This is a genomic window from Nonomuraea sp. NPDC005983 (assembly GCF_040614375.1).
Lineage (GTDB): Bacteria > Actinomycetota > Actinomycetes > Streptosporangiales > Streptosporangiaceae > Nonomuraea.
Map to the genome: position 1 here is coordinate 1 of NZ_JBEXUP010000044.1, position 16,181 is coordinate 16,181.

13 protein-coding genes and 1 pseudogene are annotated in these 16,181 nt (G+C 71.9%); 7 read left to right on the top strand and 7 right to left on the bottom strand.

Annotated features, from left to right (window positions below; genetic code table 11):
• The 3 genes and pseudogenes from ABZ297_RS20410 to ABZ297_RS20420 form a co-directional block, all read left to right on the top strand.
• Positions 1-246: pseudogene (locus ABZ297_RS20410) on the top strand (carbon monoxide dehydrogenase); the annotation flags it as partial.
• Between the two features lie 63 nt (positions 247-309).
• Positions 310-2,955: a CDP-glycerol glycerophosphotransferase family protein gene (locus ABZ297_RS20415; protein WP_355348152.1), complete on the top strand. Its 2,646-nt coding sequence runs from the start codon at positions 310-312 to the stop codon at positions 2,953-2,955.
• Positions 2,952-4,016 (top strand): glycosyltransferase, encoded by a 1,065-nt coding sequence (locus ABZ297_RS20420; protein WP_355348155.1) that lies wholly within the window; start codon positions 2,952-2,954, stop codon positions 4,014-4,016. The genes ABZ297_RS20415 and ABZ297_RS20420 overlap by 4 nt, the downstream gene beginning before the upstream one ends.
• A gap of 10 nt (positions 4,017-4,026) precedes the next feature.
• Here the strand turns inward: ABZ297_RS20420 and speB are convergent, their stop codons facing one another.
• The 4 genes from speB to ABZ297_RS20440 all read right to left on the bottom strand — a co-directional run bounded on the left by speB (position 4,027) and on the right by ABZ297_RS20440 (position 8,583).
• A complete protein-coding gene (speB, locus tag ABZ297_RS20425; protein WP_355348158.1) occupies positions 4,027-5,040 on the bottom strand; it encodes an agmatinase in 1,014 nt (337 codons plus the stop codon).
• Between the two features lie 153 nt (positions 5,041-5,193).
• Positions 5,194-6,240 carry a sulfotransferase gene (locus ABZ297_RS20430; RefSeq protein WP_355348161.1) on the bottom strand — a complete coding sequence of 349 codons (1,047 nt, stop codon included), beginning with the start codon at positions 6,238-6,240 and terminating at the stop codon, positions 5,194-5,196.
• 18 nt (positions 6,241-6,258) lie between these two features.
• Positions 6,259-7,083, bottom strand: coding sequence for a CDP-alcohol phosphatidyltransferase family protein (locus tag ABZ297_RS20435; protein WP_355348164.1), 825 nt, complete (start codon positions 7,081-7,083; stop codon positions 6,259-6,261).
• A gap of 48 nt (positions 7,084-7,131) precedes the next feature.
• Positions 7,132-8,583, bottom strand: a complete 1,452-nt coding sequence (locus ABZ297_RS20440) for a glycosyltransferase (protein ID WP_355348167.1) — start codon at positions 8,581-8,583, stop codon at positions 7,132-7,134.
• A 144-nt stretch (positions 8,584-8,727) separates the two neighbouring features.
• Here ABZ297_RS20440 and ABZ297_RS20445 point away from each other — a divergent pair, with 144 nt between their 5' ends.
• Entirely contained in the window at positions 8,728-9,216 is a 489-nt protein-coding gene (locus ABZ297_RS20445) for a GNAT family N-acetyltransferase (protein WP_355348170.1), read from the top strand.
• On the top strand, positions 9,213-10,256 hold the full coding sequence (gene pseI, locus ABZ297_RS20450) for a pseudaminic acid synthase (RefSeq protein WP_355348173.1): 1,044 nt from the start codon (positions 9,213-9,215) through the stop codon (positions 10,254-10,256). Before ABZ297_RS20445 ends, pseI begins: the two co-directional genes overlap by 4 nt.
• Positions 10,257-10,306: 50 nt before the next feature.
• Here pseI and ABZ297_RS20455 read toward each other — a convergent pair whose 3' ends face one another.
• Positions 10,307-11,362 carry a hypothetical protein gene (locus ABZ297_RS20455; RefSeq protein ID WP_355348175.1) on the bottom strand — a complete coding sequence of 352 codons (1,056 nt, stop codon included), beginning with the start codon at positions 11,360-11,362 and terminating at the stop codon, positions 10,307-10,309.
• Positions 11,359-12,087 carry a glycosyltransferase family protein gene (locus ABZ297_RS20460; RefSeq protein ID WP_355348178.1) on the bottom strand — a complete coding sequence of 243 codons (729 nt, stop codon included), beginning with the start codon at positions 12,085-12,087 and terminating at the stop codon, positions 11,359-11,361. Before ABZ297_RS20460 ends, ABZ297_RS20455 begins: the two co-directional genes overlap by 4 nt.
• 96 nt (positions 12,088-12,183) lie before the next feature.
• Here ABZ297_RS20460 and pseB point away from each other — a divergent pair, with 96 nt between their 5' ends.
• Entirely contained in the window at positions 12,184-13,161 is a 978-nt protein-coding gene (gene pseB / locus ABZ297_RS20465) for a UDP-N-acetylglucosamine 4,6-dehydratase (inverting) (RefSeq protein ID WP_355348181.1), read from the top strand.
• The gene (locus ABZ297_RS20470; RefSeq protein WP_355348184.1) at positions 13,161-14,285 is read left to right on the top strand and encodes an aminotransferase class V-fold PLP-dependent enzyme; all 1,125 of its coding nucleotides are present in this window, start codon (positions 13,161-13,163) and stop codon (positions 14,283-14,285) included. Before pseB ends, ABZ297_RS20470 begins: the two co-directional genes overlap by 1 nt.
• Here the strand turns inward: ABZ297_RS20470 and ABZ297_RS20475 are convergent.
• Complete coding sequence (locus ABZ297_RS20475; protein ID WP_355348186.1) at positions 14,230-16,167, bottom strand: glycosyltransferase family 2 protein; 1,938 nt, start codon at positions 16,165-16,167, stop codon at positions 14,230-14,232. The genes ABZ297_RS20470 and ABZ297_RS20475 overlap by 56 nt on opposite strands.
• Positions 16,168-16,181: the final 14 nt, after the last annotated feature.

Genomic DNA, 16,181 nt, shown 5'->3' on the forward strand with positions numbered 1-16,181 from the left:
CCGGTGGCGGAGCCCGTGCCCGCGGCGGCGTCGGAGGTGGCGTCCGAGGAGCGGCACCTGACCGCGGTGCCTTCGGAGGACGTGCGGCCCGCGGGCACGCTGCGCACCTCGCTGACGCCCGACGAGGAGGCCTTGGACCTGCTGGAGGTCGCGGGTGCGCCGCTGCTGAAGCGGCTGGCCCCGGTCGCGGCGGCGCTGGCCGGGCTGCTGCTGCTCGGCTGGCTGATTCGACGGCTTATACGCTGATTTTCCAGCAAAAACACCCCCAAGTACGGACACACCCCCCTGAACTGGGGGAATGCCCTACGCATGCCGGACTGCACCGTTGTCGTGATCACCTACAACGACGCGGCCCGTCTGCCGAGGGCCGTGCGCTCCGTGCTCGACCAGACGCTGCACGGCCTGGAAGTCGTCATCGTCGACGACGCGAGCACCGACGGGACCGACCAGGTGGCCGCCGAGCTGGTCAGGGACGACCCCCGCGTGCGCTACCTGCGCAGGCAGTCCAACAGCGGCGGCTGCGGTGCGCCGAGGAACGACGGGCTCGACACGGTGTCCTCGCCGTACGTGATGTTCCTCGACAGCGACGACGAGCTGCCCAGGCACACCTGCAAGAGCCTGGTCGCCGAGATCGAGCGGACCGGCGCGGAGTTCGTCTCAGGCCAGATCTCCCGCCTGTACGAGTGGAGCGGGCGGCAGAACCACTACTACCCGTCGCTGTTCGCCCGGCGGCGGGTGGTGGGCGGCATCAGGGAGGAGCCCGACCTGTTCCTCGACTCCTTCAGCACCAACAAGCTCTACGACACGCGCTTCCTGCGTGACAGGGCGCTGCGCTTCCCCGAGGACATCCACTACGAGGACCACGTCTTCGCCAGCGAGCTGTACGCCGTCTCGCACCGGTTCGCGGTCGTGCCGTGGGGCGTCTACCTCTGGCACCGGGCGCGCGGCTCGACGTCCATCTCGCTCAGCATCGGCGAGATGAGGAACGTCCGGCACCGGGTGGAGGCGGCCAGGAGGAGCGACGCCCTGCTGCGCGCGCACGGCGCGGCCGACCTGGTGCCCGCGCGCCAGTACCGCTTCCTCCAGCAGGACCTGCGGGTCTACCTCAACCCGCTGCCCTCCCGCGACCGGGAGTGGACACGGGAGTTCGCCGCGACGGTCAGGCCGTACCTGGAGCGGACGGCGTCGGAGGTGTTCGCGCGGGTCGAGCCGATGATCCGGGTCTGCTGCCGGCTCATCCTGGACGACCGGATCGACGACCTGCGGGTGGCCGCCACCTCGCTGACGGAGCCGTACGCCCCGCCGCGCGCCGCCGTCCAGCGTGACGGGCGGACGTACTGGGGCACCACGGTCACCTCCGGCACGGACATCACCAGGCTGCGGATGGCCGAGCTGCCCTACACCGCGACCCGCCTGCGGCACGAGGTGACGCGGATCGCCTCCGACGGCAGGCAGGTCAGGATGACCGTGCGCACCTACGACCCGTTCGGGGCGCTGCCCATCGACTGGACCGCCTTCCTGCAGCACGGCGACGAGCGCGTCCCGATCAGGCCGGAGGCGTCGGGCGACGGCGGGTACGTCAGCGAGATCACCTTCACGCCGACGGCCCCGGGGGACCCCTGCATCGGCTTCACCAGGGCGTCCGACGGGCACACCACCACCGACCGGCTGCTGGTGGACCCGAACCTGCTCCCGATCGAGTTGCCGGGCGTCATGGTGAAGGCCGAGGGCAAGGCGGCGTTCCTGCGGGTGCGGGCGCGCCTGTGCCGGCGGTCGATCCTGCGCGCGGTCAGGCGCAGGCTGCTGCGGAGGTTCAGCACTCCGGCGATGAAGCTGCGCTGCTACAAGGCGCTCATCAGGGTGCTGCCCCCGCGCCGCGACCTGGCCCTGTTCGAGGCGGACGTCGGCAAGGGCTACACCGGCAGTCCGCGGGCCATCTACGAGGAGATGCGGCGGCGCGGCCTGCCCGTCGAGGTGGTGTGGTCGGTGGCGCGCGGCCGCAGGAACTTCCCCGCCGACGCCCGCCTGGTTCGCAGGGGCTCCTGGCGTTACGTCTGGACGATGGCCCGCGCGGGCATCTGGGTCGACAGCCACGGCTTCCCGCTCGACTACCCGAAGCCGCCCGGCACCCGCTACCTGCAGACCTGGCACGGGCAGGGCATCAAGTCCGTCGGCTTCGACGCGCCCGACCTGCGCGCCGACTTCGACAGGCCGCGCGAGCAGTGGCGCGCGGCGGTGGCCCGCTGGGACGCGCTGGTCGCGCCGAGCGAGGAGTTCACCCGCGTCTTCCTGCCGTCGAACGGCTACACGGGCCGGATCTTCCGCTACGGCACGCCGCGCTGCGACGTCCTGGTGCGGGGGCTGGTGCACGGGCTGGATGTGGGAAGCGTGCTGGAACGGCTGGAGATCCCGCCGGGGCGGAAGATCCTGCTCTACGCGCCCACCTACCGGGACCGGGCCAAGAGCAGCGGCCAGTCGGTGCGGGTGGACCTGGAGCTGATGGCCGAGGAACTGGCCGGCGAGTGGGTGCTGGTCCTGCGCACGCACCCGGTGGAGCGGTTCACGATCCCCCAGCACCTGCGGCACTTCGTCAGGCCCGCCGCCACCTACCCCGAGATCAACGAGCTCATGCTGGCCTCCGACGCGCTGCTCACCGACTACTCGTCCGTGATGTGCGACTACGCGCTGACCGGCAAGCCGATGCTGTTCTACGTGGACGACTGGGAGGAGTACCGCCTGGCCGAGCGCGGCGTCTACCACGACCTGCCGTCGATCGCCCCCGGCCCCTGCCTGACCACCACCTGGGAGCTGATCGACACCCTGCGCCTGCTGCCCGCCGTGCACGCGTCCTACGCCCGCCGGTACGCCGCCTTCCGCGAGATGTGGTGCGCGGACGAGCACGGCGACGCGGCGGCCCGCGTCGTGGACGAGTTCTTCGCGGAGAGCGCTCGGTGAGCGTGCTGTTCGCCTGCATGGACGCCGACACCCTCGGGGGCGTCCAGCAGGTGACACACACCCTGGCGCAGGGCCTGGCCGGGCGCGGGCACGAGGTCCACGTGGTCGGGCTGCACCGGGCCGCCGCGCCGTTCCGCTACGTCGAGGCCCCCCGCTACCTGCACCACGTGATCAGCCGCGACCCGGTGGGACCGCAGGGACGGCTGGCCCGCTGGCGCGCCGACCGCCGCCTGGCCGCGCTGCTCGCGTCGCTCCCGCCGGGTTACGCCGTCCTCACCTCGCCGGGTGTGGTGGCCAGGGTCGCCGGGCTGCTGCCCGGCGCGCTGCTGCGGATCGGCCAGTACCACGGCTCGTTCGAGCACGCCCGCGGCTCCTGGCACCTCGCCTCCATCGCCCGGCACTACCCCGGCCTCGACCAGGCCGTCTTCCTCAGCGACGACGACGCGTGGCGCTTCTCCGAGCACGCGCTGCTGCCCAACGCCTGGACGATGCCGAACCCGCTGTCGGGCTGGCCCGGCCAGGTGTCGCCGCTCACGGCGCCGCGCGTCCTCGGCGTGGGACGGCTGGAGGGGGTCAAGCGGTTCGACCGGCTGATCAGCGCCTTCGCCAGGGCCGCCCCGCCCGAGCCCTGGGAGCTGCACCTGATCGGTGACGGCGCGGAGCTGGAGCGGCTGCGAGCGCACGCCGCCCGCGAAGGCGTCGCCGGCCGGGTCGCCTTCAGAGGCCGGCTGCCCGCCGCCGAGCTGCCCGCCGCCTACCTGGACGCCTCGATCGTGGGGCTGACCAGCGAGCACGAAGGGCTGCCCGTCGTGCTGCTCGAAGCGGCCGCCCACGGCGTGCCGGCGGTGGCGTTCGACGTGTCGGGCGGGGTCCGCTCGGCGGCTCCGGTGCTCGTCCCGCCCGGGGACGTGGACGCGTTCGGCCGGGCACTGGCCCGGCTCATCGCCTCCCCGCGGGAGCGGCGGCGCCTGGGCGGCGCCGCTCGGGCCCGGGCCGAGGGCTTCCGCCTCGACCACGTCCTGGACCGCTGGGAACTGCTCTTCGCCCACCTGGCGCGTTAGCGTTCCGCGGTCAACGGCCGTCCAGCAGCGGCTGCCGGGGGTCCCAGGTTGTGCCGTCCCGTTCGTCGCGGCGTTTGCGGGCGATCGCCGACAGCGCTTCCAGCACCACGCGGTTCGCCAGGGCGGCGGTGATGTCCGAGTGGTCGTACGGCGGGCTGACCTCGACCACGTCCACGCCCACCACCGGCAGCTCCAGGCAGATCCGGCGGACGGCGTCGAGCAGCTGGCGGGCCGTCAGCCCGCCCGGCTCGGGCGTGCCTGTGCCGGGGGCGTGGCCGGGGTCGCAGACGTCGATGTCGACCGAGAGGAACACGCCGTCGCAGTCGTCGGTGGCGATGGTGAACGCTTCGGTCAGGCATTCGGTCAGGCCGCGCTCGACGATCTCGGTCATCTCGTAGGAGCGCATGCGCTGCTCGGCCATCCACTTCAGGACGTCCGGCCCTGGCCAGTAGCCACGCAGGCCGACCTGCAGGAATCTGTCACCGCGCAGCGCGCCGGACTCGATCAACCGGCGCATCGGCTGCCCGTGACCCCACAGCGAGCCGAACTCGATGTCGCCGGTGTCCGCGTGCGCGTCGAAGTGGATCATCGAGATCCGGCCGTGGCCGAGGACGCTCGCCACGCCGGAGGCGTCCGCGAAGGTGATCGCGTGGTCACCGCCGAGGATCACCGGGATCGCCCCGGCTTCGACCACCTTGGCGACCTCGGCCCGGAGGCTGGCGAGGGACTTCACCACGTCCCCGGAGAACATCTCGACGTCGCCGGCGTCGTACACCTTGAGGTCCTTCAGGCCGTCGGTGCGCAGCGCCAGGCTGGGTCTCGAACCGTCGTGCCCCAGGTAGTCCGTCGATCGGATGGCCTGCGGCCCGAACCGGGTTCCCGGCCGGTGCGAGGTGCCGCCGTCGAACGGGGCACCGACGATCACGATGTCGGCGTCCGCATAGGACGCGGGGTCGGTCAGATCGCAGCTGGGGACACCGAGGAAGGTGAAGTCCGGACCGTACTGTGCTCCGTAACGCGCCATTTGCACAGCTTAGCCGTCCTGCGCTTGATTAACCGGACCGCAGTCCGATGGCTTCGACATGCCAAACAATCGGACCGCAGTCCAGTTAAGAGCCAGGAGATGGCCCTTCGGGTTCGGTGCCGAACCACACCCGAAGGCCCTCACCCCGTACGTCTAGGCGCGGCCGGCCAGCTCCGGCGACTCGACGCGCTGCTGCGGGATGCCCGCCAGCGCCCGCTGCTCCGAGGTGAGCAGCGCGGCCACCGGCCCCGGCTCGCGCAGCCGGTTGAGCCTGTCGCGCATGTTCTTGCGCTTGCGGCTGGCACGCCGCTTCTGCATCGTCCGCTGCAGCTTCGCCATGTGCACCTTGGACGGCGCCGGAGCACCGCTGAGCTCGTAGCCGTTGGCCCGCAGGCGCTCGCCGAGCGCGGCCTCGCAGACCGAGATCTCCCAGCTCTCCAGCCGGTTGGCCCAGCTGCCCACCCTCGCGCGGGTGACGTCGCCGTGGGTGTTGCTGTGCCAGACCTTGTGCAGCGGGACGGCGTCGCTGGCGGCCTCGCGCGGGGAGACCATCGCCGGGTCGAAGTCCTCCTCCAGGAAGTGGCAGAGCTTCTTCAGCTCGGTCTCCGGGTCGTCGGTGAGCTCCTCGTAGCGCAGCTCGTAGTAGGTGTCCTCGGGCAGCGTCCGCCTGAGCTTGTTGCCCGCGTCGATGGCCTCGGCCCAGGTGGAGATCGCGTGGTAGGAGTTCAGCGTGTACCACGGCATCTCCTTCAGCGAGGAGACGCAGTCACGGCCGTCCCTGATCAGGTGCACGAACTGGGCGTCGGGGAAGAGCCTGAGCAGCATGTCGACCTGCTTGACGTAGCTGGGCCGCTTGTCACCCCAGCGAGCCTTGCCGAAGCGGTCGGCGTACATGCGGAACGCGGTGCCGATGACCGAGCCCAGCGAGCCGGGGCCGTCCACGACCTGCTCGATGTAGTCGCTCGCCTCGATCTTGAGCTCGCGGAACTTGGTGGTGCGGTCGCCCGAGATCCATTCCGCCAGCGTCCGGCGGCGCTCGGGATCGCGCAGGTCCCCGTACTCGCGGCGGCCGTAGTAGACGGGCACCAGGAAGCGCGTCTCAGGCGTCACCGCCAGGCGCGGGTGCGAGTGGAGCATGAGCTGGAGCATCGTGGTGCCGGAGCGCGGACAGCCGACGACGAACACTGGCCTGTCGGACATTTTCTAACCCCCGAAAACTTAGACGAGAACGTGCTCTCGGCTCTCTTGGGAGGAGGGCACGCCGTGCTTGCGCGTGAAGACCCACAAGCGGTGAACCAGGACGATCTCGTTGACGAGAAGCAGGACGCTGGCGACCGCCGAGACCGGGATCAGCGCCGCGACGCCGACGAGGGGCGCGATCACGAAGACCGCCGCATGGAACTCGATCCCGCTGATCACGTGGGAGCGGACCCGGTGACGGGCCATGAGCCGGTTGAGCCGCCTGAAGAAGCTGCGCGGCTTGGGCGCCGCCGGGACCGTGCGCTCGGCCACCGGAGGTGGCACCGCGTCGAGTCCCGTCCCGATCCGGGCTTCGAGCTGCGCCTCCCTGATCACTTCGCGGACCCGCTTCATCTGCGGCGCGTTGACGTACCTGAACAGGTCGAGCACGGCCACCGCCGCGCCCAGCAGGATGTACGCCAGGTCGCCCGTGATCGCGAACTGCCCATAGGCCAGGCCCGCGGCGCAGCACACCACCCTGACCCTGTCGCCCACGTAGTCGAGCCAGAGACCGAAGGGAGTCCCCGTGCCCTTGAGTCTGGCGATCTTGCCGTCCACGCAGTCGATCATGAAGCTCAGATAGAACATCGCCGCGCCGGCCGGCAGCCTGTTCATGGCGAAGCAGACGGCCGACACCATGCCGAGGACCAGCGAGAACACCGTCAACGCGTTGGGTGTGATCCGGGTCCGGTTGGCCACCAGCAGAGCGGCCCTACAGGCGACCGGATCCACGAAGTACACGGTCCACCAGGAGTCTCTCCGCTTGCGTGTCGCGTAGACGTCCTGAAGCGAATAGGTCCTCATGGATCCCAGCATGGCCACGCCCCGCCGTTGGCCGGTTACTCTCTGGAACTATTGGGGCATGTCCATGCCGCTTCTTGACCATCCCGGAACCGACAGCCGCCAGGTGCGCGAGCCCTCGCCGTCCGTGAAGACGTTCTTGATCACCAGGCCCTTGGTCTCGGCGCGGACGTTCAGCCGCCAGTTCGGCCCGCCGCCCTTCAGCCGCCGCGGATCGACTGCGGCGACCACGCCGTAGCGGCCGGCACGCCGCACCTCCAGCGGCACCTTGCGGCGGCCGTCGCTCAGCCACAGGTGCACCGAGTCCGGCCTGCGGGTGACCCGGTGCAGGGCCACCTCGGCGCGGATCCGGAACTCGCTGCCCGTCCACGTGCACTCCTCGACCTTGGCCAGCAGCTTGAGCTCGGCGCTGGCGTCATAGACCGAGTCGGGGATGCGCAGCCGCCTCCTGCTGCGGAAGTAGGGGTAGTCGCCGTACCAGTTGACGGTCCGCAGGCCGCGCGGAACGATCTTGGTGCCGTTGACCGACTCGCGCCTGAACCTGCGCACGCGGCGCAACTGCGGGACCATGCCGCGTTCGAGCAGGTGCAGTTCCAGCCTGCGCAGCGACGACACCGAGGCGAGCACGGCGGGGCTGAGCATCTCCAGCAACTCCCGCCCGAGCTCGACCAGCGATCTGGTCTCCTTCGCCGCCTCAATCGCCTGGAAGAGGAAGACGATGTCCTTCTCCAGGATCAGCCCGTCGAAGGTCTCGATGAGGTCCGGCGCCTGTTCGCTCAGGAAGTCCCTGACGGCGCGGATGGCCGCCAGTCGCTCCCGCAGGTTGTCCAGCTCGGCCCGGTGCTGGGTGATCGAGGTCGCGCCCTCGTCGTCGTCGCGCCTGCGCCAGTGGTAGACCACGTCGGCGAGGACGTCCACGCTGTCCGCCAGGACGTGCGCCCGCATGGCGACCGGGACGTCCTCGTAGATCCCCGAGGGGAACGCCAGCCCGTGCCGGTGCCAGAAGTCCATCCGGTAGACCTTGTTCCAGACCGTGCGGTCCCTGGTCAGCGACGGCTTACGCAGGATGTGAGTGCCTGGACGGGTCCGCCTGAACGGCTTCTCGTGCAGCGAGGACTCTTCCAGCTCGCCGTCCCTGATACGCCGGACGCCACCGCACGCGAGGTCGGAGCCGGTCTGCTCCAGCGAGCCCACCAGCAGCTCGTAGGCCTCGGACGGCACCACGTCGTCGGCGTCGGCGAAGGCCAGGTAGACGCCCTTGGCGAGGCGCAGCCCCGCGTTGCGGGCGGGCCCTGGCCCCTGGTTGGGCTGGCAGATCAGGGTGAAGCGGGAGTCGAGGGCGGCGAAGCTCTCCGCCAGCTCCCTGCTCCCGTCGGTCGACCCGTCGTCGACCATGATCACCTCGAGGTCCTCCAGCGTCTGCGTGGCCAGCGACTTCAGGCACTCGGTGATGTACGGCTCCACGTTGTAGATCGGCACAACGACGCTGAGCATAGGCACCATGCCGAGACGCTCCTTGGATGCGGGGATGTGTTGAGGGCAGGATGCCCTGGTCACGGGCCCCGAGCAGCGGTCCTGATGAGCTCTTTACCGCCCCCACGATCCGCTACGGTCTGTAGCAGACCGAGCACGGAAGGTAGGAGAGCGGTGCTGAGAGACGCAGAAGAACGCGATCTGGCCACCATGCGGCGCTGGCGCAACCATCCGCAGGTGCGGGCGGCCAGCCTCACCACCCACGAGATCGGCGAGTCCGAGCACGAGCGCTGGTGGGCGGCCATGTGCGACGACCCCACCACGCGCGTTCTGGTCTACCACCACGACGACACCGCCGCGGGCGTGGTGACCTTCTTCGGGCTCGACTCAGGCTCCGGCTACTGGGGCTTCTACCTGGACATCGACGGGCTGTCGGAGAAGCTGCTGGCGGCCTGGTTCGGGCTGGAGCGGGAGGCCATCGGCCACGCGTTCGGCCCGCTGGGCCTGACCACACTGCGCGGCGAGGTGCTCGCCGACAACGAGGCGGTCATGAGGCTGCACCACAGGTTCGGGTTCGTCGAGGTCGGACGCCGCCGGCAGGCGGTCGAGGGCGTCCGTCGCGAGGTCGTCACGATCCAGCTCACCAGGAAGGACCAGGCATGATCTCCATCGCAGGACGGCCGGTAGGCCCCGGCTCGCCGCCGTTCGTCGTCGCCGAGATGTCGGGCAACCATGGCGGCAGTCTCGACAGGGCGCTGGCCATCGTCGACGCGGTGGCCGACAGCGGCGCGCACGCGCTGAAGCTGCAGACCTACCGCGCCGACACGATCACCATCGACGCCGACGGGCCCGCCTTCCGCATCGGAGAGCAGCACGAGCTGTGGGGCGGCGAGAACCTCTACCGGCTCTACGAGCGCGCGCACACGCCGTGGGAGTGGCACGAGCCGATCTTCGCCAGGGCGCGCACGCGCGGGCTCGCCCCGTTCTCCTCACCGTTCGACCCGACGGCGATCGAGCTGCTGGAGAAGCTGGACACACCCGCCTACAAGATCGCGTCCTCGGAGATCGTCGATCTGCCGCTGATCAGGCTCGCCGCCGCCACCCGCAAGCCGCTGATCATCTCCACCGGGATGGCGTCGATCGCCGAGATCCACGCCGCCGTCGAGACCGCCCGCGACGCCGGCTGCGCGCAGCTCGCGGTGTTGTCGTGCACGGCCTCCTACCCGGCCTCTCCCGCCGAGAGCAACCTGCGCTCGCTGCCCCTGCTGGCCGGGCTCACCGGCGCGGCGGTCGGCGTCTCCGACCACACGCCGGGGCTCGGAGCCGCGCTGGCGGCCGTGGCGCTCGGCGCCTGCCTGATCGAGAAGCACGTCACGCTGTCGAGGGCCGACGGCGGCGTCGACGCGGCGTTCTCGCTGGAGCCCGACGAGCTGGCCACGCTCGTCGTGGAGAGCGGGCGGGCCTGGCAGTCGCTGGGCAGCCCGGCGATCGGGCCGCGCGCCTCCGAGAAGGAGGGGCTGCGCTTCCGCCGCTCGCTGTACGTGGTGCGGGACGTCCGCGCCGGCGAGCCGGTGACGGCCGAGAACGTGCGCTCCATCCGGCCCGCCGGTGGGCTGCCGCCTGCCGCCGTCGCGCAGGTGATGGGCCGCCGCTTCACCCGGGACGCCTCTCTCGGCACCCCGCTGACCTGGGACCTCATCTGATGGCGGCCGCGGCCACCCGCGTGCGAGCAGGGCGTCGGCGGCCGGTGCGGTCAGCTGAGCGCGAGCATGGCGTCGGCGACGCGTTCGCGGCCTCGGCCGTCGACGAGGCCGCCGGCGCGCCTGCCGTACCGCTCGCGCAGGCCGGGGTCGGCGAGCAGGCGGGCGAGCACCGCCACCGCCGCCCCGTCGGCCGCGCGGCCCAGGCCGGCGGCGATACCGCCGCGCACCAGCTCCTGGTAGCCGATGAGCTGGTTGTCGGCGACCCAGCTCAGCGCGGTCGGCACACCGAGGTAGAGCAGCTCCCAGATGGCCGAGCCCGCGGCCGTGACCACCAGGTCGGCCTCGGCCATCAGCTCCGGCAGGCGGTCGGTGGGCGGGATGACCGTGAAGGGACCGTCGACGGCGAACGACGCCGGGCTGACCACGGTGGCCTGGAACGGCAGGCCCGTCGCCCGCAACGCCTCCGACCAGGCGGGGGCGACGCCGGCGCTGTCGGTGCCGCCGAAGAAGCAGAGCACGCGCGGCACGGCCCTGCCGGCCCTGACCGACCGGCGGCGCTCGCGGACGCTGTCGCGCAGCAGCACGTAGCGGGCCCCCGCCAGCCGCCGCGCCGACCGGGGAAAGGGACGCCGCTCCGCGCCCAGGTTCTGGTCGAGGTAGAGATCGGCCTCCTGCCCGAGCGGGTCGCCGTCGATGATCGCCAGGACGGCCGCGCCGGTCTCCATGACCGCCGCCCCCGTGCCCGGTGACAGCTCGTACGAGTCGAGCACGACCGCGTCCAGGCGGAGCTCGCCGACCAGCCAGGCCAGCCCCTCGGGCGACCCCGGCGCGGGCACCAGCGGCAGCCCCCGAGCGAGCAGTTGGGTGCGCGCCCACGCCGACCCGGCCACGTCGCCGAGGAAGAGCACCTCGACGCCGCGCCCGAGCAGCTCCTCGGCCAGCGCGACACACCGGATGAGATGCCCGACGCCGCTCTTGACGCCCGCGTCGCACCGGATGCCCACCCGGCGGACCGCTCCCCCGCTGTCGCGCCCCGCGCGGGACCCGCCCCCGCCGACCACGCGGGCCAGGCCGCCGGAGGGGCGTTCACCGCTGGGGCCGGTCACGCTTCCTGCAGCGCTTTCTGCTCGACGTGCGCGTTCAGCCCGCGAATCTCCGGCCTGGCCCGCAGCCACTCCACCAGGGTGCGCGCGGGGACGCAGCGGTCGCCGAGGCCCGCGACGACGCTGGAGACGAGCCGCCAGTCGTCCTCGGTGTCGAGCGTGACCCGCAGGTCGGCCGCCGCGGGAGCATAGGCGAGGCCGAGCAGCCGCGACTCCCCCGGATGCGAGTAGACGTAGGAGGTCACGTGGGTGCGGTGGTAGGCGGTGGCCTCGCGGTCGGCCCTCCGCAGGGCCGGCAGGCCGACGATCTCGACGTCGAGGCCGCGCGGCAGCGTGCGCGCCAGGCCGGTGCTCAGGTAGTCGAGGCCGGGCACCGCCCGGTAGACCAGCGCGGCTTCGCGGATCACTGCCGGGTCGAGGAGCGGGCAGTCGGCGGTGAACCGCATCACCGCGTCGCCGGAATGCCCGCCGAGCGCCTGCATGAAGCGGGTGAGCACGTCGTCGACGGGGCCGCGGTGGCAGGGCGTCTCCAGCTTGCGGCACTCGGCCGCGACGGCGTCGTCGGCGGCCAGCGTGGTGGTCGCCACCACCAGGTCGTCGACCGCGCCCGCCTGGCGCACGGCCCGCACCACCCAGGCCAGCACGGAACGGCCCCCGAGCTGGCGCAGGACCTTGCCAGGCAGGCGTGTGGACCCCATGCGCGCCTGAATAATTCCGACAATACGCACCGAAGCCCCATTCTCCCCTGTGACCGTACGTGACCGAGCGGTCGCGCTATGCTACCGCCCTGCTTGGACAACCACAGCGCGATTGCGGGGGGCCGCGTGAGCATTCTCAGTGGATCGTCAATCCTGATCACCGGAGGCACAGGGTCGTTCGGCAAGGCGTTCATCCGCCACGCGCTCGCCTCGCTCGGCGTCCGCAGACTCGTCGTCTTCTCCCGAGACGAGCTGAAACAGTACGAGGCCCGCCAGCTCTTCGGCGCCGACGAGCGGCTGCGCTGGTTCATCGGCGACGTCCGCGACCGCGACCGGCTGGCCCGCGCCATGCACGGCATCGAGTACGTCGTCCACGCCGCGGCGCTCAAGCAGGTCGACACGGCCGAGTACAACCCCTTCGAGTACGTCCGCACCAACGTGGGCGGGTCGCAGAACGTGGTGGAGGCCGCCATCGACTGCGGGGTCCGCAAGGTCGTGGCGCTGTCCACCGACAAGGCGTCCAGCCCCGTCAACCTGTACGGCGCCACCAAGCTGGTCGCCGACAAGCTGTTCGTCTCGGCCAACCACTACGCCGCCGGCCACGAGACCCGCTTCGCCGTGGTGCGCTACGGCAACGTGGTCGGCAGCCGGGGCTCGGTGGTGCCCCTCTTCCTGCGGCTCGCCGAGGAGGGCGGCAGCGTGCCGATCACCGACAAGCGGATGACCCGCTTCTGGATCACGCTCGACCAGGCCGTCAAGTTCGTCGTCGACTCCTTCGACCTGATGCAGGGCGGCGAGCTGTACGTGCCGCGCATTCCCAGCATGCGCATCACCGACCTGGCCGAGGCCCTCGCGCCGCACAGCCCCATCTACGAGATCGGCATCAGGCCCGGCGAGAAGCTGCACGAGGAGATGATCGGCCCCGACGACGGCCGCCGCGCGCTGCGCCTGCACGACCGCTACGTGGTCACGCCGACGATCGCCACCTGGGGCTACGTGCCGCCACAGGGTGGCGAGCTGCTGCCCGACGGCTTCGCCTACCGCTCCGACACCAACGACCGCTGGCTGTCGGTCGACGACCTGCGCGGGATGGTGACGGCCTGATGCTCCCCTACGGGCGGCAGTCGATCAGCGAGGCCGACATCGAGGCGGTGGCCGAGGTGCTGCGCGGCGACTGGCTGACCACCGGGCCCGCGGTCGAGGCGTTCGAGGCCGAGCTGTCACGCTGGTGCGGCGGCGTGCCCTGCGTGGCGGTCACCTCCGGCACCGCCGCGCTGCACGTCGCGTACGTGGCCGCCGAGGTCGGGCCCGGCGACGAGGTGGTCACCACGCCGCTGACCTTCGTGGCCACCGCCGCCACCGCCGCGCTGCGCGGCGCCCGGGTGCTGTTCGCCGACGTACAGCCCGACACCGGCAACATCGACCCCAAGGCGGTCGAGTCGCTGGTCACCGGCCGCACCAGGGCGGTCACCGCGGTCGACTACGCGGGCCACCCCGCCGACTACGACGAGCTGCGCGCGATCACCGACCGGGCGGGTGCGCTGCTGATCGCCGACGCGGCCCACGCCATCGGCTCGGCCTACCGCAACCGGCCGGTCGGGCTGCTGGCCGACCTCACCACGTTCTCGTTCTTCCCGACGAAGACCGTCACCACCGCCGAGGGCGGCGCGGTCGCCGCCGCCGACCCGGCCCGGTTCGCGCGGGCGGCCCGCTTCCGCAACCACGGCCTGGTCAGAGACCCGGCCGAGCAGCGCGACCCCGGGCACGGCGGCTGGCACCAGGAGGTGCACGAGTTCGGGCTGAACTACCGGCTCCCCGACGTGCTGTGCGCGCTCGGCGTCAGCCAGCTCCGCCGCCTCGGCCGGTTCCGCGCCAGGAGGGCCGAGCTGGTGGCCAGGTACAACACCCTGCTGGCCGGCGTTCCCGGCCTCACGCTGCCCACGCGGCGCCCGTACACCGAGCCGAGCTGGCACCTGTATCCGGTCAGGGTCCGCGACGGACGCAGGCGCGAGGTCTACGACCGGATGCGGGCGGCGGGCATCGGGGTACAGGTCAACTACCTCCCGGCCTACTGGCATCCGGTCTTTCAGGATCTCGGGTACCGCCGCGGGCTCTGCCCAGAGGCCGAGGCGTACTACGCCGAGCAGCTGTCGCTGCCGCTCTTCCCCGACCTCACCGACGACCAGCAGCACGACGTCGTGGAGCGGCTGACCACGATTCTGCGATAGCCGGCCACTCCACCAGCATGAGGCAGCCGTCGGCGGCCCTGTCGACGAGGAAACGCCGCTCTCCGACGGTCGCCTCCGGCCGCGCCTCGCCGCGCACGACCGGCCTGAGCGGCCTGCCCTGGTCGATGAGGACGGCCCAGCAGGATTCCCGGCCGACGGCCTGCTCGACGTCGTCGAGCGGGATGCCGGCGTGGAAGTCGCGCCCGGTGAGCGTCACCGGGAAGTACATCTCCTCGCCGTCGCTGCCGCGTACCAGTCTGACCGTCGGCTCGCCGTCGCCCAGGTCGCGTAGCCGTCCGGAGAAGCGCAGCTCGCCGCCCTCGACGCGGCACTCGTCGAGCACCGCGTCGGAGCGGCGCAGGCGCAGCCCCCACCGCCCCTTGTCGCTGCGCACCGGCAGCAGCCACACGCCCTCGTGGCGTTCCGGCGCGGGCGCGACCGGCCCCTGCCAGCGCGGCCCGCCCACCCGGGCGTCCAGGTCCAGCCGGGGGGCGCGCAACCGGACGCGCAGATCCCACAGGCGCTGGCGGGAGAGCTGGGCGGACGTCAGCACGGCGGGGTCGAAGGTGAAGGAGAAGGCGAAACCGTGCTCGGGTGTCGGGGGGCCGTCATCACGCGGGGCACTGTCCCAGGTGGGCTCCGCGTCCTGCGACGACAGCGCGATGGCCCGCCCGGTGCCGTGCTCCTGCAGCCGGACGTCGATGCGGGCCCTGCCCAGCTCCGTCGCGTCGAAGGAGCCCAGCGCCACCCGCCCGGCGCCGGTGAGGAGGCCGTCGCGCCAGCTGAGCCCGGTCAGCCGGGGCTCCAGCTCCAGCTCCTCCGACACCTCCGACAGGCGTCGCGGAATCGCGGGATGCACGCCGTGCCAGCGCCTGCGCAGCAGGCCGGCGCGGCTGACGCGCGGCCGCAGGCGGCCGTCGCGCTGCTCCGCGAAGACCTCCGCCAGCTCGGCCAGGCGGCGCTCGCGCAGCAGGTGCATCTGCACGCGCTGCGCGAACGGGATGCTCAGCCAGTCGGCCTGGGAGACGCCGTCGAGGAAGCGGACGGCGAGGTCCACCAGGCCGGGGTCGGCCTCGGGGCCCATGCCGGCCAGCGCCTCGGCCGCGACGGTCATGTCGATGTCGAGCGTGTCGCGGTCGAAGTGCGGCTTGAGGCTCGGCGCCCAGGCGTCGAGCAGATGGGCCGTCTCCATCACCGACAGCAGGCGGTCGCGCAGGTTGTCGGGCTCCAGGCAGCGCTGGGTGATCGAGGCGCCCTCCTCGTCGCGCTGCCGCCAGTGGTAGACGATCTGTTTCAGCACGTCCACCGACTGGGCGCCGACGTGTGCGGCCATGGCGACCGGCTGGTCCTCGTACATGCGCTCGGGGAAGCTCAGCCCGAGCCGGTCCCAGAACGCGCGCCGGTAGACCTTGTTCCACAGCATCCGGTCGCGGATCAGCAGCGTGTGGCGGGTGATGTGGGTGCGCCGCGCCGGCTCGGCGAACGCCCGCTTGTGCGCCCAGGACGGGACGAGCTGGTTCTGGCTCAGCCGCATGACGTTGCCGCAGGCCAGGTCGGACCCCGTCGACTCGAGCGAGGACACCAGCCGCTGGAACGCGCCGGGCGGCACCCTGTCGTCGCCGTCGACGAAGGCCAGGTAGCGGCCGCTCGCGTGCCGCACCCCGACGTTGCGGGCCCGGCCCACCCCCTGGTTGGGCTGCCGGACCAGGCGCACCGGCCCGCCCAGCCTGGCCTCCACCACGGCCGGGCTGCCGTCGGTGCTGCCGTCGTCGACGCAGATCACCTCCAGGTCGCGGAGGGTCTGCGCGGCCAGCGAGTCCAGGCAGGGGCCGATGTACTTCTCGACGTTGTAGAACGGGACGATCACCGAAAGGATCGGCACGTCAACTCCTCTTC

Bases quoted from the DNA above. Each gene is read 5' to 3' on its own strand.
- ABZ297_RS20435 (WP_355348164.1), bottom strand. From the start codon at position 7,083: ATGAGGACCTATTCGCTTCAGGACGTCTACGCGACACGCAAGCGGAGA.
- ABZ297_RS20440 (WP_355348167.1), bottom strand. From the start codon at position 8,583: ATGGTGCCTATGCTCAGCGTCGTTGTGCCGATCTACAACGTGGAGCCG.
- ABZ297_RS20470 (WP_355348184.1), top strand. From the start codon at position 13,161: ATGCTCCCCTACGGGCGGCAGTCGATCAGCGAGGCCGACATCGAGGCG.
- ABZ297_RS20430 (WP_355348161.1), bottom strand. From the start codon at position 6,240: ATGTCCGACAGGCCAGTGTTCGTCGTCGGCTGTCCGCGCTCCGGCACC.
- speB (WP_355348158.1), bottom strand. From the start codon at position 5,040: ATGGCGCGTTACGGAGCACAGTACGGTCCGGACTTCACCTTCCTCGGT.
- ABZ297_RS20415 (WP_355348152.1), top strand. From the start codon at position 310: ATGCCGGACTGCACCGTTGTCGTGATCACCTACAACGACGCGGCCCGT.
- pseI (WP_355348173.1), top strand. From the start codon at position 9,213: ATGATCTCCATCGCAGGACGGCCGGTAGGCCCCGGCTCGCCGCCGTTC.